This window comes from Hyphomonas sp. (assembly GCF_046313735.1).
GTDB lineage: Bacteria > Pseudomonadota > Alphaproteobacteria > Caulobacterales > Hyphomonadaceae > Hyphomonas.
This window is the reverse complement of record NZ_JBKBXW010000009.1, coordinates 69,464-91,731: the sequence shown is the minus strand read 5'-3', so window position 1 is coordinate 91,731 and position 22,268 is coordinate 69,464. Positions and strand designations below refer to the sequence as shown.

The 22,268-nt window shown below is 66.9% G+C and carries 26 protein-coding genes; 13 read left to right on the top strand and 13 right to left on the bottom strand.

Going from position 1 to position 22,268, the window contains the following annotated elements:
- Positions 1-46: 46 nt before the first annotated feature.
- From ftsE to ACK4SV_RS06445, 5 genes are all read left to right on the top strand, one after another.
- On the top strand, positions 47-808 hold the full coding sequence (gene ftsE / locus ACK4SV_RS06465; protein WP_409916992.1) for a cell division ATP-binding protein FtsE: 762 nt from the start codon (positions 47-49) through the stop codon (positions 806-808).
- On the top strand, positions 805-1,677 hold the full coding sequence (locus tag ACK4SV_RS06460) for a cell division protein FtsX (protein WP_409916991.1): 873 nt from the start codon (positions 805-807) through the stop codon (positions 1,675-1,677). Before ftsE ends, ACK4SV_RS06460 begins: the two co-directional genes overlap by 4 nt.
- 35 nt (positions 1,678-1,712) lie before the next feature.
- Entirely contained in the window at positions 1,713-2,453 is a 741-nt protein-coding gene (locus ACK4SV_RS06455; RefSeq protein WP_409916990.1) for a lysophospholipid acyltransferase family protein, read from the top strand.
- Positions 2,450-3,103 carry a DNA-3-methyladenine glycosylase family protein gene (locus ACK4SV_RS06450; RefSeq protein WP_409916989.1) on the top strand — a complete coding sequence of 218 codons (654 nt, stop codon included), beginning with the start codon at positions 2,450-2,452 and terminating at the stop codon, positions 3,101-3,103. Before ACK4SV_RS06455 ends, ACK4SV_RS06450 begins: the two co-directional genes overlap by 4 nt.
- Before the next feature lie 142 nt (positions 3,104-3,245).
- Complete coding sequence (locus ACK4SV_RS06445; RefSeq protein WP_409916988.1) at positions 3,246-3,809, top strand: HNH endonuclease; 564 nt, start codon at positions 3,246-3,248, stop codon at positions 3,807-3,809.
- Between the two features lie 272 nt (positions 3,810-4,081).
- On the opposite strand, the gene ACK4SV_RS06440 is transcribed toward ACK4SV_RS06445, so the two are convergent.
- Both ACK4SV_RS06440 and ACK4SV_RS06435 read right to left on the bottom strand, forming a co-directional pair.
- Positions 4,082-4,459: a hypothetical protein gene (locus tag ACK4SV_RS06440; protein WP_409916987.1), complete on the bottom strand. Its 378-nt coding sequence runs from the start codon at positions 4,457-4,459 to the stop codon at positions 4,082-4,084.
- A gap of 104 nt (positions 4,460-4,563) precedes the next feature.
- Positions 4,564-6,378, bottom strand: coding sequence for an ArnT family glycosyltransferase (locus ACK4SV_RS06435; RefSeq protein WP_409916986.1), 1,815 nt, complete (start codon positions 6,376-6,378; stop codon positions 4,564-4,566).
- A 149-nt stretch (positions 6,379-6,527) separates the two neighbouring features.
- On the opposite strand from ACK4SV_RS06435, the gene ACK4SV_RS06430 reads away from it, so the two are divergent.
- Entirely contained in the window at positions 6,528-7,259 is a 732-nt protein-coding gene (locus ACK4SV_RS06430; RefSeq protein WP_409916985.1) for a glycosyltransferase family 2 protein, read from the top strand.
- A gap of 23 nt (positions 7,260-7,282) precedes the next feature.
- Here the strand turns inward: ACK4SV_RS06430 and ACK4SV_RS06425 are convergent, their stop codons facing one another.
- From ACK4SV_RS06425 to ACK4SV_RS06415, 3 genes are all read right to left on the bottom strand, one after another.
- Entirely contained in the window at positions 7,283-7,705 is a 423-nt protein-coding gene (locus tag ACK4SV_RS06425) for an NUDIX domain-containing protein (RefSeq protein ID WP_409916984.1), read from the bottom strand.
- Between the two features lie 122 nt (positions 7,706-7,827).
- Positions 7,828-8,220, bottom strand: coding sequence for a hypothetical protein (locus ACK4SV_RS06420; protein ID WP_409916983.1), 393 nt, complete (start codon positions 8,218-8,220; stop codon positions 7,828-7,830).
- A gap of 189 nt (positions 8,221-8,409) precedes the next feature.
- Positions 8,410-9,036, bottom strand: a complete 627-nt coding sequence (locus tag ACK4SV_RS06415) for an SCO family protein (RefSeq protein WP_409916982.1) — start codon at positions 9,034-9,036, stop codon at positions 8,410-8,412.
- 62 nt (positions 9,037-9,098) lie between these two features.
- Between ACK4SV_RS06415 and ACK4SV_RS06410 the strand changes: the two genes are divergently transcribed.
- Together ACK4SV_RS06410 and ACK4SV_RS06405 are read left to right on the top strand one after the other, a co-directional pair.
- The gene (locus tag ACK4SV_RS06410) at positions 9,099-10,466 is read left to right on the top strand and encodes an ActS/PrrB/RegB family redox-sensitive histidine kinase (RefSeq protein ID WP_409916981.1); all 1,368 of its coding nucleotides are present in this window, start codon (positions 9,099-9,101) and stop codon (positions 10,464-10,466) included.
- Positions 10,467-10,531: 65 nt separating this feature from the next.
- Complete coding sequence (locus tag ACK4SV_RS06405) at positions 10,532-11,104, top strand: ActR/PrrA/RegA family redox response regulator transcription factor (protein ID WP_409916980.1); 573 nt, start codon at positions 10,532-10,534, stop codon at positions 11,102-11,104.
- Positions 11,105-11,111: 7 nt separating this feature from the next.
- On the opposite strand, the gene ACK4SV_RS06400 is transcribed toward ACK4SV_RS06405, so the two are convergent.
- Entirely contained in the window at positions 11,112-12,053 is a 942-nt protein-coding gene (locus tag ACK4SV_RS06400; protein ID WP_409916979.1) for a prephenate/arogenate dehydrogenase family protein, read from the bottom strand.
- A gap of 121 nt (positions 12,054-12,174) precedes the next feature.
- Between ACK4SV_RS06400 and ACK4SV_RS06395 the strand changes: the two genes are divergently transcribed.
- A complete protein-coding gene (locus tag ACK4SV_RS06395) occupies positions 12,175-12,555 on the top strand; it encodes a DUF983 domain-containing protein (RefSeq protein WP_409916978.1) in 381 nt (126 codons plus the stop codon).
- Between the two features lie 227 nt (positions 12,556-12,782).
- Positions 12,783-13,241 (top strand): hypothetical protein, encoded by a 459-nt coding sequence (locus ACK4SV_RS06390; RefSeq protein ID WP_409916977.1) that lies wholly within the window; start codon positions 12,783-12,785, stop codon positions 13,239-13,241.
- A 50-nt stretch (positions 13,242-13,291) separates the two neighbouring features.
- Here ACK4SV_RS06390 and phaR read toward each other — a convergent pair whose 3' ends face one another.
- Positions 13,292-13,876, bottom strand: a complete 585-nt coding sequence (gene phaR, locus ACK4SV_RS06385) for a polyhydroxyalkanoate synthesis repressor PhaR (protein ID WP_409916976.1) — start codon at positions 13,874-13,876, stop codon at positions 13,292-13,294.
- A 159-nt stretch (positions 13,877-14,035) separates the two neighbouring features.
- On the opposite strand from phaR, the gene phbB reads away from it, so the two are divergent.
- Positions 14,036-14,761: an acetoacetyl-CoA reductase gene (gene phbB, locus ACK4SV_RS06380; protein WP_409916975.1), complete on the top strand. Its 726-nt coding sequence runs from the start codon at positions 14,036-14,038 to the stop codon at positions 14,759-14,761.
- A gap of 200 nt (positions 14,762-14,961) precedes the next feature.
- Here phbB and ACK4SV_RS06375 read toward each other — a convergent pair whose 3' ends face one another.
- Together ACK4SV_RS06375 and gloB are read right to left on the bottom strand one after the other, a co-directional pair.
- Positions 14,962-15,405 (bottom strand): cupin domain-containing protein, encoded by a 444-nt coding sequence (locus ACK4SV_RS06375; RefSeq protein WP_409916974.1) that lies wholly within the window; start codon positions 15,403-15,405, stop codon positions 14,962-14,964.
- Positions 15,405-16,175, bottom strand: a complete 771-nt coding sequence (gene gloB / locus ACK4SV_RS06370) for a hydroxyacylglutathione hydrolase (protein ID WP_409916973.1) — start codon at positions 16,173-16,175, stop codon at positions 15,405-15,407. Before gloB ends, ACK4SV_RS06375 begins: the two co-directional genes overlap by 1 nt.
- 58 nt (positions 16,176-16,233) lie before the next feature.
- Between gloB and ACK4SV_RS06365 the strand changes: the two genes are divergently transcribed.
- Both ACK4SV_RS06365 and ACK4SV_RS06360 read left to right on the top strand, forming a co-directional pair.
- A complete protein-coding gene (locus tag ACK4SV_RS06365; protein ID WP_409916972.1) occupies positions 16,234-16,977 on the top strand; it encodes a methyltransferase domain-containing protein in 744 nt (247 codons plus the stop codon).
- Between the two features lie 64 nt (positions 16,978-17,041).
- Positions 17,042-17,386 carry a P-II family nitrogen regulator gene (locus tag ACK4SV_RS06360; RefSeq protein ID WP_409916971.1) on the top strand — a complete coding sequence of 115 codons (345 nt, stop codon included), beginning with the start codon at positions 17,042-17,044 and terminating at the stop codon, positions 17,384-17,386.
- Between the two features lie 45 nt (positions 17,387-17,431).
- On the opposite strand, the gene ACK4SV_RS06355 is transcribed toward ACK4SV_RS06360, so the two are convergent.
- Genes ACK4SV_RS06355 through ACK4SV_RS06340 form a run of 4 tightly spaced genes read right to left on the bottom strand, consistent with a single transcriptional unit; the run spans position 17,432 to position 22,152 of the window.
- Positions 17,432-18,502 carry a M23 family metallopeptidase gene (locus ACK4SV_RS06355; RefSeq protein ID WP_409916970.1) on the bottom strand — a complete coding sequence of 357 codons (1,071 nt, stop codon included), beginning with the start codon at positions 18,500-18,502 and terminating at the stop codon, positions 17,432-17,434.
- Complete coding sequence (locus ACK4SV_RS06350) at positions 18,502-19,155, bottom strand: hypothetical protein (protein WP_409916969.1); 654 nt, start codon at positions 19,153-19,155, stop codon at positions 18,502-18,504. Before ACK4SV_RS06350 ends, ACK4SV_RS06355 begins: the two co-directional genes overlap by 1 nt.
- Positions 19,152-19,853, bottom strand: coding sequence for a hypothetical protein (locus tag ACK4SV_RS06345; protein ID WP_409916968.1), 702 nt, complete (start codon positions 19,851-19,853; stop codon positions 19,152-19,154). The genes ACK4SV_RS06350 and ACK4SV_RS06345 overlap by 4 nt, the downstream gene beginning before the upstream one ends.
- A 4-nt stretch (positions 19,854-19,857) precedes the next feature.
- Complete coding sequence (locus ACK4SV_RS06340) at positions 19,858-22,152, bottom strand: S8 family peptidase (RefSeq protein ID WP_409916967.1); 2,295 nt, start codon at positions 22,150-22,152, stop codon at positions 19,858-19,860.
- Between the last annotated feature and the right edge of the window lie 116 nt (positions 22,153-22,268).

The window sequence follows — 22,268 nt, the reverse complement described above, 5'->3', positions numbered from 1 at the left end:
CTTCTCGCCCCGCCCGTCTTGCCCGCTGCCAGGGAGGCCCCCGCCCATGAGTTATCCCCGCGCGGACCTGTTTGATGATGCGGCGGTGCGCCTCGATGCGGTGACGCTGCGCTATGATTCGTCAGGCGATATTCTTAGCGGGATTGATCTCGTCCTGAAACCCGGCTCGTTCAGCTTCCTGACCGGTGCCTCCGGGGCGGGCAAGTCGAGCCTCCTGAAGCTGCTTTATCTGGCACAGCCGCCAAGCTCGGGCGAGGTGTCCCTCTTCGGCCGGCCGACCAGCCGGCTCAGCCGCGACCAGCTTTCCCACCTGCGCCAGCGCATCGGAGTCGTGTTTCAGGAATTCCGCCTGCTCGGACATCTGACGGCCTATGAGAATGCCGCCCTGCCCCTGCGGGTACTGGGTAGGCGCGAGTCGCACTACCGCGCCGATGTCGAGGAGCTGCTTGCCTGGGTCGGCCTTGGCGAGCGGATGCACAAGCGGCCGGAGACCCTGTCCGGCGGGGAGCAGCAGCGCGTCGCCATCGCGCGCGCGGTGGTCACCCAGCCGGACCTGCTGATCGCGGATGAGCCGACCGGCAACGTCGACCCGGAAATGGGCGCGCGCCTGATGCGGCTGTTCACCGAGCTCAACAAGCGCCTTGGCACCACCGTGATCATCGCAACGCATGATATGGGCCTCGTTCGGCAGGTGGAGGCGCCGGTCTACCGGATCCTGAACGGCCTGTTGGTGAAGGAGGAGCCCGCCTCCGGCGAGACTGCGCGGCGGCGCAGCGACGCGGCCGCAAAGCGGGCGGTAGCCACATGAAACGCGGCGAAACCTCCCTCCTGCCCCTCGAGGATGCACGCGAGGCGGCGCTGTTCTTTGTCGTGGGCGCGCTCTGCTTCCTGGCGGCGCTGGCGGCGCTGACGGCGAAGTCCACCTATGGCGCGGCGCAGGCCTGGACCGCCGAGGTGGAGGGCGAATACACGGTTTCCCTGATCGATGCCGACGCTGCCGCCGCCGAAGCCGCCACCCGGCTGGTGCGCGAGATTGCCGGCGTCAGCGGCGCGCGGCTCCTGTCGGATGCGGAGATCTCGCTGCTGCTGGAGCCGACCTTCGGCAGCCGGGGCCTGCCCGCCGACCTGCCGGTGCCCCGCCTGATTGCGGTGACTGCAGACCCCGAGGCCGGAGATATCAGCCGCGTGCTTGTCTCCGCGCTGGAGACCGCCGGCCATCCGGCTGCGGTGGACTCCCATGCCGCTTGGGCGGGCGAGGTGCGCAGGATGCTCGGCACGGCGCGGCTCATCGCGCTGGTCATCGTGGCGTTGCTGGCGGCGTCGGCCATCGCGGTGGTCGCCTTTGCCACCCATGCGGCCCTGCTGGCCCGGCGGGACATTGTAGACGTGCTGCACATTGCCGGGGCGCGGGACCGGTTCATCGCCCGGCTGTTCCAGCGGCGGTTCTGGCTGCTGGGGCTGCGGGCCGGAACGGTGGGCGCGCTGGTGGCGCTGGCCGGCATCGCGCTCTTGATCGCGCTCGCCCGCAGCGCGCCCGGCCATGGCGGGCTGCTGCCGGAGCTGAGCCTCGGCCTTGGCGACCTCACCATCCTGATCGCCACGCCGATCATTGCGGGGCTGGCTGCGCGGCTGGCAGCCGGGCTGACGGTGATGCGCGCGCTCCGGTCTGTCATGTAGTGACGCGGCGGCAGAACGCAGCTAGAGGCACGGCAATGACGATGCTGCGTTCCTGGCTGTTCGTGGTCTGGCTGTATGGCTGGATGGCGCTGGCAGCGATGATCTATCTTCCGCTGATGGTCCTGCCCAAGGTGGCGGCAATGCGGGCGATTGGGCTCTATACCCAGATCATCCGGTTCGGGCTGAAACACATTTGCGGCGTGCGCACGGAAATCCGGGGCCGGGAGCATCTGCCGCCCGAGCCGTTCCTGTATGCCGGCAAGCATCACTGTATGCTGGACGTGTTCATCCCCTTCCTGCTGTGCCGGGAGCCGGCGATCGTGCTGAAGCGGGAGCTTCTGTTCTATCCTTTCCTCGGCTGGTATGCGCTGAAGACGGACATGATCCCCATTGACCGTGCGGGGACGGCGAAAACGCTGAAGGCCATGGTGGCCGCCGCAAAGGCGCGGGCCGCAAAGGGCCGCTCGGTCGTGATCTTCCCGGAAGGGACGCGGACAGCGCCGGGCGCGCCGCCAGCCTATCAGCCAGCGGGGATTTCCGCGCTCAACAAGGCGCTGGACCTGCCAATCGTGCCGGTGGCGACCAATGCCGGGCTGTGCTGGCCGGCGAAGGGCGCGCGGCGCAGGCCGGGGCTGGTGGTGTATGAGGTGCTGCCGCCCATCCCGGCGGGGCTGGACCGGAAGACGCTGATGCCGCGGCTGGAGGGTGAGCTTGAAGCGGCCTCCAACCGGCTGCTGGAAGAAGGCCGGGCAGCGCAGGCGGGGCGCCGTCCATGACATCTGCCCCCACCCGCCGGAAACTGAAGGCGGCGTGTGAACGGCTGGCCGGGACTGATCCGGCGCTGGGGCGGGCGTATGAGACCATCGGGGTGCCGGACTGGCGGACGGGAGAGCCTTCCTTCGCGATGCTCGGCCGGGTGATCGCGCACCAGCAACTCTCCACCAAGGCGGCGGCCACCATCTGGGGACGGGTGGAGGGGCACCTTGGCGAGGTGACGCCGGAAAGCCTTCTGGCGGCAGACTTCGAGGCGCTGCGGGCGTGCGGCCTGTCGCGGCCGAAAATCGCGCACCTGTCTTCCATTGCCGAAGCGATGGTGACCGGCGAGCTCAGCCTTGCGCGCGTGTGCGCGGCTGAGCTTGATTCGGCACGGGCGGAGCTGGTTTCGGTGCGCGGCATCGGGCCTTGGACGGCGGAGCTGTTCCTGCTCTATGCGGTCGGCGCAATGGATGCGTTCCCGGTGGCGGATGTCGGCCTGATGGAGGCCCACAAGCAGCTTGGCGGCTATGAAATCCGAATGGAGTCAAAAGCCTTCACTGCACATGCCGAGGCCTGGCGGCCGCATCGGGGTGTGGCGGCGCACCTCTTGTGGGGCTGGCTGAATGCCGAGCGGGCGCGCGATGCCGCCCCGGCCCCGAAAGGCGCCTGAAAGCTGCGGCTTGCGTTCGCCGGTCACTGTCATAATCTCATGACAGGAATCGCCTATGAAGCGGGCGAGACAGCTAGAGGAGCCGCCGTCTTCAGTCGCGATACGCAGGATACCGCCCATAAGGCCCCGACCGGAGGGATGCATGGCTGAGATCATCACCGCCCCGCCCCACGGCCGCCCTGCCCTCGTACTGAACGCGGATTTCAGGCCGCTTTCCTATTATCCCCTGTCGCTCTGGCCCTGGCAGGAAGTGGTCAAGGCCGTCTTCCTCGACCGGGTGGACATCATCGCCGAATATGACTGCGTGATCCGCAGCCCGAGCCGGGAGATGCGCCTGCCTTCGGTCATCGCGCTGCGCGACTTCGTGCGGCAGGACCGCCCGCCGGCCTTCACGCGTTTCAACGTGTTCCTGCGCGACGGGTTCGAATGCGCCTATTGCGGCTCGCCGGACAATCTGACGTTTGACCATGTCGTGCCGCGCTCGCGCGGGGGGCGGACGAGCTGGGAAAATATCGTGGCGGCCTGCAGCCCCTGTAACCTCGCAAAGGGCGGCCGGATGCTGAAGGATAGCGGGCTGGAACTGCAGCGCCGGCCCTTCCGGCCGAACAATTACCAGCTGCAGGAAATCGGCCGGCGCTTCCCGCCCAACCATCTGCATGAGACGTGGATGGATTACCTCTATTGGGATGTTGAACTGGAGCTCTGAGGAGCTTCCTGGATGCTTCTTTGCTGGGCAGCTGGGCTTTATCGGGGAACCGGGAAACTCCCGCGTCTTGTCTTCCCGGCGAATGCGGGGATCCAGAATTTACAGGGTGCATTGCCGCCTCTGGGCTCCGGCGCTCGCCGGAATGACAGGGGTGGGGCGTGTGGGGACGACGCGGCGTAGCGCTGTGGATTTCGGGCACGGGATGGGGGCCCGGACCGGCTTTGCCGGTCGGGCATGACGAAGATGGCGATGCAGTGCCGCGTAGGTGCGCGCTAGGATGTGTCGGGGGTGAGGGTTTGCGCCCCGGTTTGCGGCCCCGCGAATGCAGGGACGGCCAGAAGCGGCGCAGGCACGCAGGCGCGGGCATCGGTCAGAATCGCGGCGAGCTGGCGCAGCCTTGCGCTGACGGGTTTCGGCGCCGGCGCAGGTCCGGGCACGAGGTGGCCAGGGATGACGCTTTCGCGGTATTCGGCCGCGATGCGGGCGATTTCGACAAAGCCGAAGCGGCTGATTACGACGAGGTAGGGCACGCCGCGGCCGTAATGGCGCCGGATGACATGTTTCAGCGCGACCAGCTGCAGCCAGATCAGCGGCCACAGCAGGAGCTGCAGCGGTGACAGGCCAGGAGCGGGAAGGAGGCGCGAGAACATCTTGCAGGCATTATACACCCGCTGCGGCAGGGGTCGGATAAGTTTATTTTATGGCCTTGATATTATTGGAATACACGCCGGATTTCTGTTGGATAGGCAGGCCTTCAGGGACAGCTGCCCCAATCAAACCGCCAGGCGCGGAAATGGACCGGGCGGCCATTGGAATAGTTGAGCGCATAGTGGCTTTCGCCTTCCGTCAGGCAGGCGCCGAGGCTGATGGCCTCCGCGCGCAGGGCGGCGGCAATGTCCGTCATCGCGGGCTCGCCCCGGCTTTCGAAGTTCAGGAGGTAGACCACCGGATAGGCGGCGGGATCGGTGGGTAGCGTCTGCGGGGCTTTTGGCGAGTGGAGGTTCTGGGTGCCGAGCGTCATCACATAGGAGGGCTCCGAATAGCCGAGCGCGAGGACACGCGCGGGCACGGGCACATTGCAGAGGTCCGCCTCTCCCGGCACGCCGCAGACATCTTCCAGCGCGGCGCGGGCTGTTTCGGTCGGGTGGAGCCAGGCCTGCGAGGGCAGCATGACGCCGCGCACATGCCAGCCGATGGCGAGGCTGGCGCAGACGGCAAGGGTAATGGCCGCGCCGGTGCGCGCGCGGGCGGACTCCACAAGCGCGAGACCGGCGAGGGCAAAGCCTGCGGCCCAGAACCAGAGCGGGAATTCGCGGTAGGCCAGCCAGGCCTCCTGCACCTGTTCGCGCGAGACAGAGGCGAAGCGGCGGGATTCCCCATCCATCACGTAAGAGGTGACGCCCGGGAACGAGACAGTGAGGAGAAGGATGGCGCCGGCAGCAAAGAGCACCATGCCAAGCCCGCGCGCGCGGGGCATCTTCATACCGTCCATCATCTGCACCGCCGCATAGCCGCAGAGCAGCGCGAGGGCCGGATAGGCGGGCAACACATAGTGGACGAGCTTGGTCGGCAGGATTTCGAAGAACAGCCAGGTGGGCACAGCCCAGGCAAGGAGGAAGCGGAGGCCGTCCGTGCCATGTCCGAGGGCAGTGAGGGTTTCCCCCCGCAGGGAACGGAGGCTGGCCATGATGGCGGGGATCAGCAGGAGGATCGCCGGGAAGAACATCACGAGGCTGGCGAGGAGGTGGTAGCCGGGCGGGCCGCCATGGCCTTCGGAGGCGCCGCCGACCTTGTCGGAAAGGTCCTCCCCCACCGCGCCGGCGAGGAATGTGCCGCCGGAGAAAATCTCGACCGCGATGAACCAGGGCAGGACGATGAGGAGGAACAGGGCCGGGCCCGGCAGCCAGAGCAGCGGGCGCCACCATCTGCCGCCTTCGCCCGTGCGGCGCTTGTCCCACAGCCACACACCGGCGGCGGCAAAGCCCGCAACCATCAGCGCGACCGGCCCCTTGACGAGGAAGGCGGCGCCGAGGGCTGCCCAGACGATGACGGCCATCGCGCGCGGCGTGCCGGTTTCGGAATAGAGCCGCGCAAGGCCGCCGAGCGCGAGGGTGGTGAGGCAGGCGAGCAGCGCATCGGTCTTGGCGATGTGAGCTTCGGTGGTCAAAAGGATCGTGGCGCCGAGCAGGGCGGCGCCAAGGAAGCTGGCGCGACGGCCGATGAGCGGAATCCCGGCCCAGAAACAGGCGAGCGTGGCAAAGGCCGCGCCGAGCCAGCTGGGCACCCTGTGGGTCCAGATCGCTTTGGCCTCAGGCCCGGTGAAGGCGGCGGTGGAGGCAGCCTGCAGCCAGTGGATGCCGACGGGCTTCTTGTTGCGCAGCTCGTCCTGGTAGCGGATGAGGATGAAGTCGCCCTCCTCCAGCATCTGTTTGGAGGCCTGGGCAAAGCGGCTCTCATCCCGGTCGAGCGCGGGGATCATGACCACGCCGGGCGCGGCGGCGGCGAAGGTGATGAGGAAGAGCAGCGCCCAGGCCTTCCAGCCATGGGACATACGGTCGAGCAGGGTCATGGCCCGCCTTCTAGCGCGGCGCGCGGCAGCCGTCTTGCGGAATTGGCGGCGGCGGCGCGGCAACAGGCGCCCTGTTCAGGAGGCTCGCTTTTGGACGCAGAGGCGGGTATGTGGCCCCTCTGTCTGAAACTGATGCAGGAACTGCCGGAGTGGCTGACTCGCTTGAATTTTCCGTGGTTGTGCCGGTGCATAACGAGTCCGGCAATGTCGGCCAGCTGGTGGCCGAGATTGCAAAGGCGCTCGATGGTCGGGCCTATGAGATGGTGTTCGTCGATGACTGTTCGAGCGACGATACGCGCGCGAAGCTGATCGCGCTGAAGACGCAGTATCCGATGCTGCGCATCCTCAGCCACCGGAACAATGCCGGGCAGAGCCGGGCGATCCGCACCGGGATACAGGGCGCGCGGGCGCCCATCATCGGCACGCTGGACGGCGACGGGCAGAATGACCCCGCCGACCTGCCCGACCTCTACCGCCAGATGACGCGGGCCGATGCCCCGCACGGGCTGAAGATGGTGATGGGGCGGCGCGCGAGCCGGAAGGACACGGCGTGGAAGCGTTTCGGCAGCCGGTTTGCCAACCGCATCCGCAAGCGGCTGCTGCGCGATGATTGCGATGACAGCGGCTGCGGCATCAAGGTGATGGACCGGGCGGCGTATCTGCAGCTGCCGTATTTCGATCACATGCACCGGTATATGCCGGCGCTGATGCGAGCGGACGGGCATGAGGTGGAGTTCCGGGACGTGAACCACCGCCCGCGCGGGACGGGCAAGTCGAACTATACCAATTTCGGCCGGCTGGCGGACGCATTGTCCGACCTGCGCGGCGTGATGTGGCTGATCCGCCGGCGGAGGAACCCCGGCGGGGCAGACGAGGTTTAGGGGCGCCAGCTGGCCACCCTAGGTCAGAATTGCCGGAGCATTTCGGCGAGGCGTTGCTGGAGGTGGGGGACGGCGTTCGGGTGGGAGATGAATTCTTCGATTCCCATCAGGCGCCAGTGCTGCCCCTCGTCTCCGAACCGGATGCGCGCGATGTCTGAGGCCTCCGCGGCGGCGATACAGAAATAGGTGTCGAGGCCAGTGCGCGCGGGATTGTGATAGCGTCTGACCTGCCGGATGCAGGCGGGATCGAGGAGCAGGCCGAATTCTTCCTCAAGCTCGCGCAAAGCGCATTCGATGGGGCTTTCTGCGCCCTCGCGGCCACCGCCGGGCAGGTCCCACATGCCGGGGAACGGGATTCCGGGCTTGTCGTCCCGCAGGTAGGCGATGAGGGAGGTCTCGCAGATCAGCGCCATCTTCGTGCCGCTGAAAGGGCCGCCGTCCCACATGCTGCGCTCCTGCTCTGCGCCCAGTCTAGAACAACTCCGCGAGGCAGGTGAAGATTGTTTCGGCGGGCGTGTTGATACGCAGGCTTCCCTTAGCGAGCTTCTCGCGAGAGGGTCTGCAGCCGTCAGGCCCCGGTTATCTCAAACCCCACCCAGCGCTCCGGGCGCTCGTGGCCGGGCCATTGCGACGTGTCGAACTGGATCCAGGAGCCACGCTTCGAGATGCGGCCCGGCGGATCGTCCTCGACGCGAGGCCCGATGATGCCGTCAGACCCGTCGGGCCAGATCTCGCACTCCTCATAGCCGCGCTCGATCCAGCCGCGCCCGAACCAGGCGCCGCCGAGATAGACATCCACACGCAGCCAGAGAGACGGGGCAATGGAGAGTTCGATGCGCCCGTTGATGACACCCGAAAGCGTGATGATCGCGTCCTGTTGTGTTTCGCTTTCCACGGCCACGTGAAGGCTGCGCCCCTCGCGGTCCATCCAGTCCCGCGAGAAGCTGGCGTAACTGCACATCAGGGACAAGAGCCCCTGCGCCGATGACAGAGTGGCTGGCCCATCATTGTCCCAGACAAAATGCGGGGTGCGAGTGGGCGGGCGTGGGTCCATACTCGAAGCAAACCGGGCAGTCAGAAGTCTGTCAACGGCGCCCTTCCAGCCGGAGGGCCAGCGATTTCCAGCGTTCAGCCTTGTGCTGAACCTCGCCTAGAACAACTCCGCGAGGCAGGCGGAGATGGTGGTGGGGGTGTCTTCGTGGGTGAAGAAGGTCTTCAGGGACCAATCCTCGTCCATGACATAGATGAGGCCGGTATGGTCCATCGTGTATTCGGCGAGGCTGTCGGGCTGGTCGACGCGGGCATAGTCGGCCTTGAAGGCATCGGCGGCGGCGCGGATTTCGGCGTCCGTGCCCGTCAGGCCGAGGAGACCCGGCGGGAAGGATTGCGAGCCTGTGTAGAGCGCGAGGGCTTCGGGCGTGTCGCGCTCGGGATCGACCGTGATCAGCAGGGTCTGCGGGCGCACGGCGTCTTCGGGCAGAATGCGGTAGGCCGCGCCGAGCGTGCTCAGCGCAGCGGGGCAGACATCCGGGCAATAGGTGAAGCCGAAATAGATCACCGTGGGCTGGCCCTTGAAATCAGCCTCTGTGACACGCCGGCCGTTATGGTCGGTGAGGCTGATCGGCCCGCCGATCTGGGGATAGGCGCGGCTGGTGCAGCCGGACTGGACGCCGCCGGCCTTGGCAATCGGCGCCGGGCCGCTGGCGGGGGCGCTAGCCTCTCCGCAAGCAGCGAGAGCGAAAAGGGCGGAAGCGGCGAGGAGAACGGCACGGATCATGGCGCCTCATAGGCCGGATTGCCGCGCTTGGCGCAAGGGACAGGCTGCCGCATAAGACCGGCATGGATGAAGCGGGCCGCGATTCGAGACTAGGTTTTGAGGACGCGATCTTCACGCTCGCGCCCGAGGGGCTCGGCTCGGCCCAATCGGCGCTGGGGCGCACACGGCTGCGCACCTTCATCACGCTGCGCTGGCTGGCGGTAGCCGGGCAGACGGCGGCGGTTCTGCTGGTTTCGTTCGGGCTGGGCTTTGATATGCCGCTGGCGCTGTGTCTGGCGATCATTGCGGCCTCGGCCTGGCTGAATGTGTTCCTGTCTTTCGCTTTCCCCTCCCAGCGGCTGACGCGCGGCTGGGAGGCGATGCTGCAGCTGGGCTTCGACACGGTGCAGCTGGCGGCCCTGATTGCGGCCACAGGGGGCCTGTCGAACCCGTTCCTGCTGCTCATGCTGGCGCCGGTGACGGTGGCGGCGCTGAGCCTCAGCCGGCTGCGGGCGAGCCTGATTGCCGTTCTGGCGCTGGGCCTTGCGGCGCTGATGCCGGTGCTGAGCCTGCCGCTGCCCTGGGACCGGGCGGGCGGCACGCATTTGCCGATCCTGTTCCAGTGGGGGCAGTTTGCGGCGCTGGCGGTCGGGGTTGTATTCTTCACGCTGTCGGCGGCGCGGGTGAGCCAGGACGAGGCGCGGCTTGTGCGCGCGCTGGACGCGGCGAGCGTGGTGATGGCGCGCGAGCAGAAACTGTCGGCGCTGGGCGCGATGTCGGCGATGACAACGCATGAGCTGGGCACGCCGCTGGCGACGATCCACCTGGTGGCCAATGAGCTGGTACGCGACCTGCCGCCCGGCGATCCCCATGCCGAGGACATCGGGTTGATCGCCGAACAGGCCGAACGCTGCCGGGGCATCCTGTCGGCGATCCGCGAGGCGCGGGACGCGACCGACATTGTGCACGCAAGGATGCCGCTGGACGCGCTGGTGGAGGAGGCGGCGGCGCCGATGAAAGGCCTCGGCGTAGCGGTAATCGTGCGCGCGGTTCCGGGCGAAGGCGCAGAGGACCGCCCGCCGGTGATCGGGCGGAGCCCGGAAATCCTGCATGCCCTCGGCGCGTTCATCGAGAATGCGGTGAGCTTTGCCGCCAGCCGGGTGGAGGCGACCGCCAGCTGGACGGCGGACCAGGTGGTGATCACGATAACCGATGACGGACCGGGATTTTCTTCGGAAGTGCTGCCGAAACTGGGCGAGCCCTACATATCTGACAGGTCCGAGGCGCGCCTTGGCGGGGGGGATATGGGACTGGGCTTTTTCATCGCGAAAACGCTGATCGAGCGGACGGGCGGGCGGATTGCGAGCCGCAACCGGACGCCGCCGCGCACCGGCGCGGTTGTGCAGGCGGTGTGGCCGCTCGCCGCCCTGCTGCCGCGCGGCTTGGATTAGTCGGCGAATACGCCCTATATGGCCAAAAATTGACCTGATCAGGCCCCTGAAGGAGCCCCCGCCCCATGGAACGCCCTGCCACTGTGAACCTGCATCCGAGCCTCGAAGGCGTGGAAGACAAATCCTGCCTGGTAATGGATGACGACGGCCCGTTCGTGCAGCGCCTGGCCCGGGCACTGGCGCAGCGGGGCTTTGTGGTCTCGGCAGTCTCTAGCGTTTCGGAAGGCAAGGATATCGCGCGGCTCAACCCGCCGGCCTATGCCGTGCTGGACCTGAGGCTGGAAGATGGCAGCGGGCTGGAAGTGGTGGAACAGCTGCACAAATACCGCCCGGAAGCGCGCGCGGTGATCCTCACGGGGTATGGCGCGATTGCGACAGCGGTAGCGGCGGTGAAGGCCGGGGCGGTGGATTACCTGTCGAAGCCGGCGGATGTGGAAGACATCATTCGTTCGCTGACCGCGACCAAGGATGAGCGCCCTGCCCCGCCGGAGAACCCGATGTCGGCAGACCGCGTGCGCTGGGAGCATATCCAGCGGGTCTATGAGCTGTGCAATCACAATGTCTCGGAAACCGCGCGGCGCCTGAACATGCACCGCCGGACGCTGCAGCGTATCCTGGCGAAACGCGCGCCGAAATAACCCCGCTTCAGGCCTGGTCTTCGGTATCGGGCGCGTTGCGGCCGAAGTTGACCGCGCTGCAATCCTGGCCCGCATCAATGATCGCCTTGCGGATGGAGCGGGCGCGGGTGAATTCTTTAATCAGCATATCGCCGTCGCCCCAGCGGATGGCGCGCTGGAGGGCGGCGAGGTCTTCGGAGAAACGCCCGAGGCATTCGAGCACGGCTTCCTTGTTGTTGAGAAACACGTCGCGCCACATGACGGGGTCGGAGGCGGCGATACGGGTGAAGTCCCGGAAGCCGCCGGCGGAGTATTTGACGACTTCGCCCTGCTCCACCGTTTCCATGTCGAAGGCGGTGGAGACAATGTTGAAGGCAATCAGGTGGGGCAGGTGCGAAGTGATGGCCAGGACGCGGTCATGGCGGGCAGCGTCCATGGTTTCGACGCGGGCGCCGAGGCGCTGCCAGAAAGCGCTGAGCGCATCGACAGCCGCGTCGTAACCCTCTCCGCCGCCGGGCAGCGGGGTGAGGATATGCCAGGCGCCGCGGAAGAGGGTCGCAAAGCCCGCCTCAGGCCCGGACTGTTCCGTGCCGGCGATGGGGTGGCCGGGGATGACATGCAGGCGCGGCTCGGCGGCGGCGGCGAGGGCGCGGGCGGCCTCTGCCTTGACCGAGCCGACATCGGTGAGGATGGCGCCATCCTTCATGTGCGGCACGGCGCCGGCCGCGACTGCGCCGATGGCGCCGACGGGGACGCAGAGGATAACGCAGTCCGCCCCACTGACAGCAGCTTCCAGCGTGGGCGCGACACTGCCGAGGCCAAGCGCATCGGCGCGGGCGCGGACATCGGCGCTCGCGTCATAGAGCGCAATCACTTCGGCGGCGCCGGTTTCGGCGGCTGCGCGGGCGATGGAGGCGCCGATGAGGCCGGCCCCGATCAGGGCGATGCGCTGGAAGACGGGGTCGGGCATGGGGCGCTCCGGGGAGGTGACAAAACGGGCGCACTCGTGGGCAAAGCGCCGGGGCGCGTCAAGGGGCGGCGCGGGGGTTTGTCACAGCGCGGATGGGCTGAGCGGCGCTTAACTGACGGGCATGACCAAGCCAGCGACCCCGATCCTGTCCGGCCTGCGCCTGCGCTGCGGGGCGTGCGGCGAGGGCAAGGTGTTCTCGGCATACCTGAAGCTGCGGGAGGAATGCCCGGCTTGCGGACGGGACATGCGGGCGGCGGACACAGCGGACGGGCCGGCCTTCTTTGTCGGGTTCGGCGTGTTGATCCTGACGGCGCCCTTCCTGTTCCTGGTGCCGATGAGCCCGCTGCCGGACCTCCTGAAAGTGCTGGCGATGATCGGGGTGGCGCTGATGGTGACCGGGCTGTGCCTGTGGCTTCTGCCGGTGGCGAAGGCCATCCTGCTCAACCTGCAGCTGCACCACCGGGCCGAAGAGGCGCGGTTCGAGCCGCCGCGCGAGCGCTGAAACCCGGCGCAAACCCGCCAGTTCTGGCCTCGGCGCTGCAAATCCGCTCGCATCACCCGGGGGGATAGTTTAGACAGGGGCTTCCCGGTTAACCGTTCCTGAGGGTGGTAATGTCATCGAAAGCCTCGAAAAGCACGAGACTTGCGCTGACTGGCGTCGCGGCTGCGAAGATGGATCAGCAGCGGCGCAACGGAAACGGCAAGGGTCAACAGAAACAGGGGTCATTCATGCGCGTCGTCTTCGGCATCTTTCCGCTGCTCGTCATCCCGGTCATTCTTTACAATCTGATGGCGCTGATGTTTGGCGCGCCGGTGGCCCAGCCCGATGCAACCGGGCAGATCCCGGCGCCGATGGCGGCGCTGCTGAACGAGCGGTTCGTCGGCCTGCCGATGATTTCCGGCGTGGAGTGGGTTCTGACCAAGGGCGATGCCATCGTGCTGGTGGCGGTTGTGTTCCTGTTCCTGGAAATCCTGAAATCGACGAGCACCGGCACCGCCACGATCATCAATCACGGCATCTCGCTGCTCCTGTTCATCCTGTGCCTTGTCCAGTTCCTGCTGATGCCGAACTTTGCGACCTCGACCTTCTTCATCCTGATGTCGATGACGCTGCTGGATGTGCTGGCGGGGGTGATCGTCACGATCGTGTCGGCACGCCGCGACTTCGGCGTGGCGGGAGACCTTTAAGGCCCGGAGGGGACGCTGGCCCGCGCGCGGCGCGGGTCAGCCCCTCTGCTTCAGTCTTTTCGGGAGAGCTCGGCGAGCTGTTTCTGGATGGTTTCCATCTGCTCCTGCATCGCGGCAAGGGCTTCGGCCTGGTATTCCATCAGCGGGTTCGCCGGCGGCGCTGACGTCTTTGTTTCAGATGTGCCGGGGGCCGGGTAGAGCGCGGGATTGAACAGCTTCATCGCCTGTTCGAACATCGCCATGTTGCGCCGGGCCTGCGCCTCGAACAGGTTCATGGGATTGGCCGCCTTGCGCCATTCCTTCTGGGCTGCGGAAAAACTGTTCATCGACATTTCGAGGAAGGGCGGCAGGAAAGCCTGCGCCCCGCCGCCATAGAAGCCGATAAGCTGGCGCAGGAAATTCAGCGGCAGGGCGCCCTGCCCCTTGGTTTCGTGTTCGAAGATGATCTGGGTGAGGACCTGGCGGGTCAGATCCTCGCCGGTCTTGGCGTCGCGGACTTCGAAGTCCTGGCCTTCGCGGACGAGTTCGGAGAGGTGTTCGAGGGTGACATAGGACGAGGTCGACGTGTCATAGAGACGCCGGTTCGCATATTTCTTGATGATGATCGGCCCGCCGGAGCCGCTCTGCCTTGCCATAACCTCACCTCGCGGGCTTGCCCTTCTCGTGGAGCAAGCAATTTTTGTGCTAGTGCGAAATCTTGGCACAAAAGCTGGATAAGACCAATGCGCTATTGAAGTTGTCCGCCCGAGCGGGCAAGCGTGAAGACAAACAAACCGAGGGGAGAAATTAACAACATGGCACGTACAGCACTGGTGACAGGCGGAACACGCGGCATCGGCCGGGCGATCAGCCTCGCGCTGAAAGCGAAGGGATACAATGTCGCCGCCAATTATGGCGGCAATGATGCCGCCGCGAAGGCGTTCGCAGACGAGACGGGCATCAGCGTCTTCAAATTCGATGTGGCCGATTATGACGCAGTCGGCGCAGGCCTGAAGGAGATCGAGGCTTCGGTCGGCCCGGTGGACATTGTGGTTAACAATGCTGGCATCACGCGCGACGCCCCCTTCCACAAGATGACGCGTGACCAGTGGCGCGAAGTGATTGATGTGGACCTGACCTCGGCCTTCAACGTGACCCGGCAGGTCTGGGACGGGATGCGGGAGCGGAATTTCGGCCGCGTCATCAACATCTCCTCGATCAATGGCCAGAAGGGCCAGTTCACGCAGGCAAATTATTCGGCCGCCAAGGCCGGGCTGATCGGCTTTACCCGGGCGCTCGCCTATGAAGGCGCCAAGAAGGGCATCACCTCCAATGCCGTGGCACCCGGTTATATCGACACCGAGATGCTGCAGGCGGTTAAACCCGAAGTCCTGGAAGGCATCATCGCAACGATCCCTGTGGGCCGCCTGGGCAAGGCCGAGGAAATCGCCTCGATCTGCGTCTATCTCGCCTCGGATGAAGCCGCCTTCATCAATGGCGCGACGATGACGGTGAACGGCGCGCAGTATATCGCGAGCTGATCGGGGGCGCCCGGAAAGCGCTCAGCGCACGGATCGTTCTATTTGCGTGCGATGCCCTTCCCGCATGTCATCCCGGCGGAAGCCGGGACCCGGATTTTCCCGGATTGTCAGAGTGCGGTGATTTATTGTCGCTGAGCCCCGGCTTCTGCCGGGGTGACATGAGACGTGAAGTGGGGCGCAGGAGCAAGCCTTGCGGGGCGCTATACCTCCGGGCGCCAGCCTGGCGGGGCGAGGGTGAAGCCCGAGAAATCGAAGCCCGGGGCGACGAGGCAGGAGACGAGGGTCCAAGCGCCGAGAGATTCGGCGGCCTGCCAGTGATGGGCCGGGATTATGGCTTGTGGGCGCTGGCCGGCGCGCAGGTCTGGCCCGAGGATGATTGAAGCTGCGCCCCTCCCGTCTGGTGGAGACAAGGTGAGCGCGAGCGGGCCGCCCGCGTGCCAGAGCCATGCTTCATCGGCATCGACGCGGTGCCAGGCGGAGACTTCATCCGCCTGCAGAAGATAGTAAATGGCCGTCAGCGCCGGGCGGCCCTCCGCCTGCGGACGATAGGTTTCGCCGTAATGGCCGCCTTCGGGATGAGGGGCGAGGCTCAGCAGGCGGATGATTTCCCGCGCGCCGAGATCGCCGGAGAGGGCACGCTCCATCAGAACCGGTCCTTGCGGCTGCGGATTTCGCCGAAGGTGGCTGCGGCGTCGCCCGGATGGCCCATGGCGAGCTGCATTTCCGGCAGGTCCGCGCGCAGGAAGGGGTTGGTTTCGAGTTCGCGTTTGAGGAGGGCGGGCACGGTGGGCGCGTTGGCGGCGCGTTGCTTTTCGATCCAGGCCACATAGTCCTTCAGGGCCTTGTTTTCCGGCTCGATCGTCACGGCGAAGCGGGCGTTCGAGGCGGTGTATTCATGCGCGCAATAGAGCTGTGTTTCCGGTGGCAGGGCCTTCAGGCGTTTCAGGCTGTCCCACATCATCGGCATGGTGCCTTCGAACACGCGGCCGCAGCCGAGCGCGAAGACCGCGTCACCGACAAAGGCGGCGCCGGCGGAGGCAACATGGAAGGCAATGTGGCCGAGCGTGTGGCCGGGCACGTCGATCACGAGCGCCTCCACCCCGCCAAACGCCACGATGTCGCCGCCTTTGACCGGGCGGTCGAGGCCGGGAATTTTCGCCGCCTCGCCTGCTGGGCCGGTGATGACAGCGCCGGTGGCTTCCTTGATGGCGAGATTGCCGCCGGCATGATCGGGATGCCAGTGGGTGTTCCAGATATCGGTGATGGTCCAGCCGCGCCTTGAGGCTTCTTCAAGATATTTCGCGGCATCAGGCGTGTCGATGGCGGCGGTGCGGCCCGAGACAGGCTCGTGGATGAGATAGCCGTAATTATCGTTCAGGCATGGAAACTGGTGTATGTCGATCACGATGCTCATTTCCAACGTCTCCCTTTCTGTGTTCCTGTCTGAGTGGTGGTCCGGCTAAGCCATAGCGATGCGACAGGACGCCGTCACCCTTGAACGCTTTTATGGCGCCCCGCTGGGCACGGCGGCGGCGCGCATCCTGTCGGGCAAGCTGACGGATCTCTGGGGCGACTGCCGGGGGCTGTCGATGCTGGGGCTCGGCTATGCGCTGCCGGTGCTGGATGCCTTTGCGGCGGGGCCGGCGCGGATCGTGGCGGCGGTGCCGCATGAGCATGGGCTGGTGCGCTGGGACTATTCCGGGCGGGGCAATTCCGCCGTGGCGGTGGGCGATCCGCGCCTGCCCTTTCCGGACGGGATGTTCGACCGGGTGATCGTGCTGCACGGGCTGGAAGAGACCGGCGACCCGCGCCTCTATATGCGCGAGATCTGGCGGATCACGGCGCCGGAGGGGCGGATCGTGCTGGCGGCGGCCAACCGGGCGGGGCTGTGGTCACGCGCGACGCGCACGCCCTTCGGGCAGGGCCGGCCCTGGACGCGGGCGCAGCTGGCGAACCTGCTCTCCATCGGCCTGTTCCAGGTGACAGCCTCATCCAGCGCGCTCTACATGCCGCCGATGGATGTGAAGCTGGTGACGGCAGCCGCTGAAGGTTGGGAGGCGATTGGCCGGGTGCTGGCGCCGGGGCTGGGCGGGGTGGTATTGGTCGAGGCGGTGAAGCGGCTCTATGCCCCGCCGAAGGGCGGCGCGGCGGCGCCGGTGACCGACCGGATCCGTCTGGCGCGCCCTGCCCCGGCGGCGAGACGGGATGAACATTGACGAATTTGTTATGTAGGTTACGTTCGCAAGCGCAGCATCCGCATCTTCAGGGGGACTCAAGGCCATGAAACTCATCACTGCCGTTTTCAAGCCGAGCCGCCTTGATGCCGTGATCGAGGCCATTTCCGATGCAGGCGCCACCGGCCTGACGGTCACTGAAGTGCGCGGCTATGGCCGCCAGCAGGGCAAGACGGAAGTGTATCGCGGGGCGGAATATGAAGTGCGCCTGCTGCCCAAGGTGAAGGTGGAACTTGCCTGCGCCGATGACGAGGTGGAGCGGTTCATCGAGGCGATCACCGCAGCGGCCAACACCGGGACGATCGGCGACGGCAAGATTTTCGTGCACGATCTGGAATCGATCCTGCGCATCCGCACCGGCGAGCGCGACGAGCAGGCGATTTCGGGCTGAGGCCGCCGCTGCCTGCGGGCCTCTCTGCATTCCATCTGGCCGGCATCAATCCGTGAAGACGAAGCCCTCGGGGATCTGCCAAATCTCTTCGGACGCAGTCACGACCGGCTGTTCGAGCCGCTCGCCCGGACCGTTCTGGCGCCGCTCATAGGCCGCGACCAGCGACAGGTAGGGCGCGACGTGCACCCAGCCATGCGCGCCGCTGTTCTGGACGATCTCGAAATGCAGGTGGATGGTCGTCGGCGTGCCGCCGAAATCATTCGAGACATAGCCGAGCAGGTCGCCGGCGCGGACGGACTGGCCGGCAGTCACCGACAGGCGGTTCATGTTGAGGTGCATGTAATTGTAGATCGTGCCGCCGGCGCGCAGCTTGACCGTATAGGTGCCGACCGATGTGATGACGCCGTCCTCGACCGCGATAACCTCATGGAGGCCGCGCTGGCTGGGCGTCTGGCGGCGCAGGGCGTTGCAATCGGCCGCCGTGCCGACGCGGATGTCCTGGCCCTGATGAACCCGGTGGACCGGGCAGAAGGGTGTGCCGCGATCCGCCGTGCGGGTTTCGCAGAAATTGTCCCGCCAGGGATAGGCATAGTTGCGCGCATCACACTGATCGCCGCCGGCAATGCCGCCGCCGAACGTGTAGACCTGCGACTGGAGATAGGCGGGGGCCGACTTGATAGGGAACAGCATGTCCGGCGCATGGACGATCTGTTCCGGGAAACCGCCGCCCGTGCCCGGCAGCAGCGCGCCTGGGGCATAGAAGCTGAAGACCGGCGCAGGCGGTGGCGGTGGGGGCGGCGGAGGTGCCGGAGGTTCAGGTTCCGGCTCAGGCTCGGGCTCAGGGTCCGGCTGGGGGACGGGATCCGGCGTGGCCGGGTCGTCCGGCTGCGGATCAACGGGGACTTCCGTGGACGGATCGTCCGGAATGGCGGGATCGCCGCCGGCAGGGTCCGGCACAGGGATATCCGGCGAAGGGTCCGCCGGGGGCGGCGTGACGGGGCCGACCGGGGGCAGCTCTGGCGGCGGGCGGCCATCGCCGGGGAAACGGACCACATCACATCCCGCAAGCGTTGCGAGAATGAAGGCGAGGCCGGCTGCGGAGTAAGCCCGGCGCATCAGCGTGTCCCCGCGATCACGAGATCCTGCGCGAAGGCGACCGCCTCGTCGGCGGTGATGCAGGTGGGCTGGCCATTCGTCAGCTCCTTGCACTCGAACTCGACGAGATAGTCTGCGCCATAGCGCGAGAAGGAGACCTGGGCGCCGGTGAGGGTTGGCTGGAACAGGAATGTGTCACTGCGCGGCTGGCGGGTTTCGCCGGGCGCCAGCATGACCCGGTTGGTGCCATTGACCACAGCGTCCCAGCGCTCACCCGGCAGGAAGGCGAAATAGCCATCGGCGAGCGGCTGGAAACGCAGACCCTCCTCCCCGCTCTGGGCGGTAACTGGCGCGGAGGGCAGGAAGACTGGCACGGGCGGGGCCGCTTCGCCGGAGGCGACCTGGAAGGCACCGACCATGCTGTCCGGCGAGCGGGAGGCCAGATCGCGGCGGGCGGCGTCCCAGTCGATCGCGGTGTCGCTGGCGGCCGCCTGGGGATGGACCGGCAGGTCGCCGCCAGCGGCCTCGGGAATGGTCTCTTCCGTTGGCTGCGGAACCGGGCCGTCAGCGGGCACGGCGGGGCCCGGGGCGCGGCCGGGCAGCTGGTCGCAGGCCGCAAGGGGCAGGGCTGCCGTCAGCATCAGTGACAGGACGAGCGGGCTGAGCAGCTTCATGGCGTATCCTCCTTACCCGGATGGGCAATAAAATCGGGGTCTGCATAGGCGACGCCCTCGATGGCGAGCAGGCGGTCCTGAATGGCGCGCACGGCCGCAGGTGTCGCCGACGGCATCCGGAACAGCAGGCGGAGCTCGCCGGAATAGGTGGCGCCGGCAAGTTCGAACTCGGCGAGTTCGGGCACCCGCTCGATAAGGTCGGCCCAGGCGGCATAGGCAGCCTGCGGATCGCGGCGGAAATTGCGGGTGATGAGGTCGGCTTCCGGGGCGCCGCGCAGGCGGACGATGTAGACGACTTCCGCCATGCCGGCCCGCGCAGGGATGCTGACCGGGCCGCCGCCGGCCTGCTGGGGCGACAGGAGGGCCACCGGGGGGCGGGTTGCGGGGGACACTTCGCTCAGCGGTGCCGGCTCCGGATCAATCACCGGGCGCGCAATCGCGGGCGGAATAACCTCGACCGAGGCTAGATCTCCGGCTGGCTCAACCAGCGGGATTGGCCCGTCTTCTGACGCTTCGGCTGAACCGGCGGGCATTTCGCTAGAACCGATCACCGCAGCCTCGACGGACGCCGCGCCCTGATTGGAGTTGCCGCCCCCGGTGATGCCGGCGGTGACCAGCGCGGCAGCGCCCGCGAGCAGGCCGGCACCAACCAGGCCGAGCGGTCCACGGAGATCAAGCGGGAGGTTCGGCCAGCCCATCCGGTTATCTGGACCCGCTATTGGCGGGCGGCACCGGAACATTCGCGAGGTTCAGCAGCCCCGATCCGCAGGGGCGCGAACACATTTCCGGATCATCCGGCAAGGGCGTCGTGCCGGGATACTGGCTACAGGGGCTCGCGCATTGAAGCGTGCTGCGGGGATCGACCGAGGACATCAGCTTACTGACAAGGTCGCCGGGCCGCGCATCCGGATCGCGGGCGCGCAGGAGGGCGAGCGCGGCGGAGACATGCGGCGCGGCCATGCTGGTGCCCTGCTCGTAGGCATAATAGCAATTCTCGACGCCTTCGCCGGTGACCGGATCAAAGCAGTCGGTCGCCCGCTTGGTGGACAGGACACCGTCCGGCTTGCCGTCGCCATTGTCATCCCGGGTCAGGTCGCCGCCCGGGGCGAGCAGCATCACCTCCGGTCCGAAATTCGAATACGGCGTGATGTGGCCGCGCGCATCTGCTGCCGCCACGGTGATGACATTCCGGCAGCCGGCGGGCGCATAGAAGCTGGTCGGCAGGCGGGCATTGCCCGCAGCGGCGACGACGAGAACGCCCTCGGCAGCCGCAGAATCGATGGCGTCCTGAAGGGATGCCGGGCAGGCCCCGAGCAGGCCGATGGACAGGTTGATGATATGGGCGGGATTCTCGTTCCACACCTCACGGCCGTCAGGATGTTCCGCCGGAATGAGCCCGGCGGCCCAGCGAATCGCGTCGTTGATATCCGACAGGCGGCCCCCGCATTTACCAAGCGCGCGCACCGGGACGATGCGGACATTCCAGGCGCCGCCGGCAACGCCCGAGCCATTGTTAGTCGCCGCCGCACCGATAGTGCCTGCCACATGCGTGCCATGGAAGCTGTCAGCAGCCCCGGGCCGCGTCGGGTCGCACATGTCGCCGGGATCGGTCGGGTCAGGATCGCGGCCATCGCCGTCATTGCCCATGCGGGGATCGGACACCATGTCCCAGCCCGGCATGATGTTGGGCGAGCCGGCAATGTCCGGATGGTCCTTCTGGATGCCGGTATCGACCACGGCAACGACGACATCGCGTGAGCCGGCTGTGCCCTGGCGTTGCCAGAAACTCTCGAAACCGGCGCCGCCCGGCGCGCGGCCATCGGCGGTACCGCGATCACGGAAGTGCCATTGCAGCGCCCAGAGGGGGTCGTTCGGCAGGAAGCTGGCGGGCTGGGGCGCTGCGGGCGTACCAGCCTGCGGAGGGCGGCTGGCGCCGGGTGTGCCGGGCTGGCTTTCGGGCGGGCGGCGGGCGAACTGGTTCTGGAAGATATAATCCCGCTCGACATATTCGAACTGGCCGGAGTCCTGCAGGTCGCGGACCATGCAGGCGGTGGCGAGCGCGAGGTCGGCGCGAATGGTCTCGATGCTCGCATTCTCCGGGCAGTCGACCTGATCGGCGCGGGCGAGGAATTCGGCAGCGGCGGCGCGGCCGCGGAACTGGGTGGGGCTGGCGCCATCGGTGCCCAGCTGGATGACCATTTGTCCCTGACGGGAGAGCTGCACCTCGCCGCCCATGCCATAGCGCGACATGGTTTCGAGCATCACTTCATTCGCATCAAGCTGGCGGCGGACGGCCTGGCGCGTCACCGGAGCGCGGCGGGCAAGTTTGAGCACTTCCTCCTGTGCTTCCGGCTCTAGCGCCCGAATTTCGGACCGCTGGATCCGGCGCTGCTGGACCATGTCGCCCGGCGCTTCAATGGCAATCTGTTCAAGGTCGCGGGCGGCGCGGGCCACTTCCTGCCGGGTTTCCTGCATGTCCCGGGGGTCAATCCGGATGCGGCGCAGGTTTTCGGGGGTCGCGATCTCGGCCTGCCGCAAGGCGGGCCTCAGCTCTTCGATTGTGCGCGGGGCGGTGCCTTCCACCACGGGTGCGCCAGCCACCGGCGCTCCGGGATCGCCTGACAGATCCTCCTCGGAGGTCTCGTCGAAATAGTCGTCCTCCCAGATGCCGCCTGCGGCTTCCTCGTCGTCGACCAGCTCCCTCGGTTTGGCGATGATGGAGCCGATCGCAAAGAGCGGGGTTTCCTCCTCATCGACGGCGAACTGGGCCATGACCGTGCCAGCGATGGCGCGGTCCAGCGGCGCGGCCCGGGCGAGATTGCGCTGGCCAGGATCGACGATGGTCTCGCCGCTGATCTGGCCGACAGAGGCGTCTGCGACTTCCCGGGCCCGGCCAAGCCGCTCCTCGATCCGGTCGCAGGCCACAAGCAAGGCGCCGCCTGCCAGCAGGGCCGCCATAGCGGCGCGGGTGGACCGCGCGGTCAACTGTCTGAACATCCCGGATATCCCCATGCGAATGCCAATGAACGCCCCAGCTCCATAGGTTAACGCTGTATTGAGATTATGACGAGGGCTGCCGCGTGTCCAATCCGGACTTTCATCGCGCCGCTGCA

Bases quoted from the DNA above. Each gene is read 5' to 3' on its own strand.
- ftsE (WP_409916992.1), top strand. From the start codon at position 47: ATGAGTTATCCCCGCGCGGACCTGTTTGATGATGCGGCGGTGCGCCTC.
- ACK4SV_RS06460 (WP_409916991.1), top strand. From the start codon at position 805: ATGAAACGCGGCGAAACCTCCCTCCTGCCCCTCGAGGATGCACGCGAG.
- ACK4SV_RS06455 (WP_409916990.1), top strand. From the start codon at position 1,713: ATGACGATGCTGCGTTCCTGGCTGTTCGTGGTCTGGCTGTATGGCTGG.
- ACK4SV_RS06450 (WP_409916989.1), top strand. From the start codon at position 2,450: ATGACATCTGCCCCCACCCGCCGGAAACTGAAGGCGGCGTGTGAACGG.
- ACK4SV_RS06445 (WP_409916988.1), top strand. From the start codon at position 3,246: ATGGCTGAGATCATCACCGCCCCGCCCCACGGCCGCCCTGCCCTCGTA.
- ACK4SV_RS06440 (WP_409916987.1), bottom strand. From the start codon at position 4,459: ATGTTCTCGCGCCTCCTTCCCGCTCCTGGCCTGTCACCGCTGCAGCTC.
- ACK4SV_RS06435 (WP_409916986.1), bottom strand. From the start codon at position 6,378: ATGACCCTGCTCGACCGTATGTCCCATGGCTGGAAGGCCTGGGCGCTG.
- ACK4SV_RS06425 (WP_409916984.1), bottom strand. From the start codon at position 7,705: ATGTGGGACGGCGGCCCTTTCAGCGGCACGAAGATGGCGCTGATCTGC.
- ACK4SV_RS06420 (WP_409916983.1), bottom strand. From the start codon at position 8,220: ATGTGCAGTTACGCCAGCTTCTCGCGGGACTGGATGGACCGCGAGGGG.
- ACK4SV_RS06415 (WP_409916982.1), bottom strand. From the start codon at position 9,036: ATGATCCGTGCCGTTCTCCTCGCCGCTTCCGCCCTTTTCGCTCTCGCT.
- ACK4SV_RS06410 (WP_409916981.1), top strand. From the start codon at position 9,099: ATGGATGAAGCGGGCCGCGATTCGAGACTAGGTTTTGAGGACGCGATC.
- ACK4SV_RS06405 (WP_409916980.1), top strand. From the start codon at position 10,532: ATGGAACGCCCTGCCACTGTGAACCTGCATCCGAGCCTCGAAGGCGTG.
- ACK4SV_RS06400 (WP_409916979.1), bottom strand. From the start codon at position 12,053: ATGCCCGACCCCGTCTTCCAGCGCATCGCCCTGATCGGGGCCGGCCTC.
- ACK4SV_RS06395 (WP_409916978.1), top strand. From the start codon at position 12,175: ATGACCAAGCCAGCGACCCCGATCCTGTCCGGCCTGCGCCTGCGCTGC.
- ACK4SV_RS06390 (WP_409916977.1), top strand. From the start codon at position 12,783: ATGCGCGTCGTCTTCGGCATCTTTCCGCTGCTCGTCATCCCGGTCATT.
- phaR (WP_409916976.1), bottom strand. From the start codon at position 13,876: ATGGCAAGGCAGAGCGGCTCCGGCGGGCCGATCATCATCAAGAAATAT.
- phbB (WP_409916975.1), top strand. From the start codon at position 14,036: ATGGCACGTACAGCACTGGTGACAGGCGGAACACGCGGCATCGGCCGG.
- ACK4SV_RS06375 (WP_409916974.1), bottom strand. From the start codon at position 15,405: ATGGAGCGTGCCCTCTCCGGCGATCTCGGCGCGCGGGAAATCATCCGC.
- gloB (WP_409916973.1), bottom strand. From the start codon at position 16,175: ATGAGCATCGTGATCGACATACACCAGTTTCCATGCCTGAACGATAAT.
- ACK4SV_RS06365 (WP_409916972.1), top strand. From the start codon at position 16,234: ATGCGACAGGACGCCGTCACCCTTGAACGCTTTTATGGCGCCCCGCTG.
- ACK4SV_RS06360 (WP_409916971.1), top strand. From the start codon at position 17,042: ATGAAACTCATCACTGCCGTTTTCAAGCCGAGCCGCCTTGATGCCGTG.
- ACK4SV_RS06355 (WP_409916970.1), bottom strand. From the start codon at position 18,502: ATGCGCCGGGCTTACTCCGCAGCCGGCCTCGCCTTCATTCTCGCAACG.
- ACK4SV_RS06350 (WP_409916969.1), bottom strand. From the start codon at position 19,155: ATGAAGCTGCTCAGCCCGCTCGTCCTGTCACTGATGCTGACGGCAGCC.
- ACK4SV_RS06345 (WP_409916968.1), bottom strand. From the start codon at position 19,853: ATGGGCTGGCCGAACCTCCCGCTTGATCTCCGTGGACCGCTCGGCCTG.
- ACK4SV_RS06340 (WP_409916967.1), bottom strand. From the start codon at position 22,152: ATGTTCAGACAGTTGACCGCGCGGTCCACCCGCGCCGCTATGGCGGCC.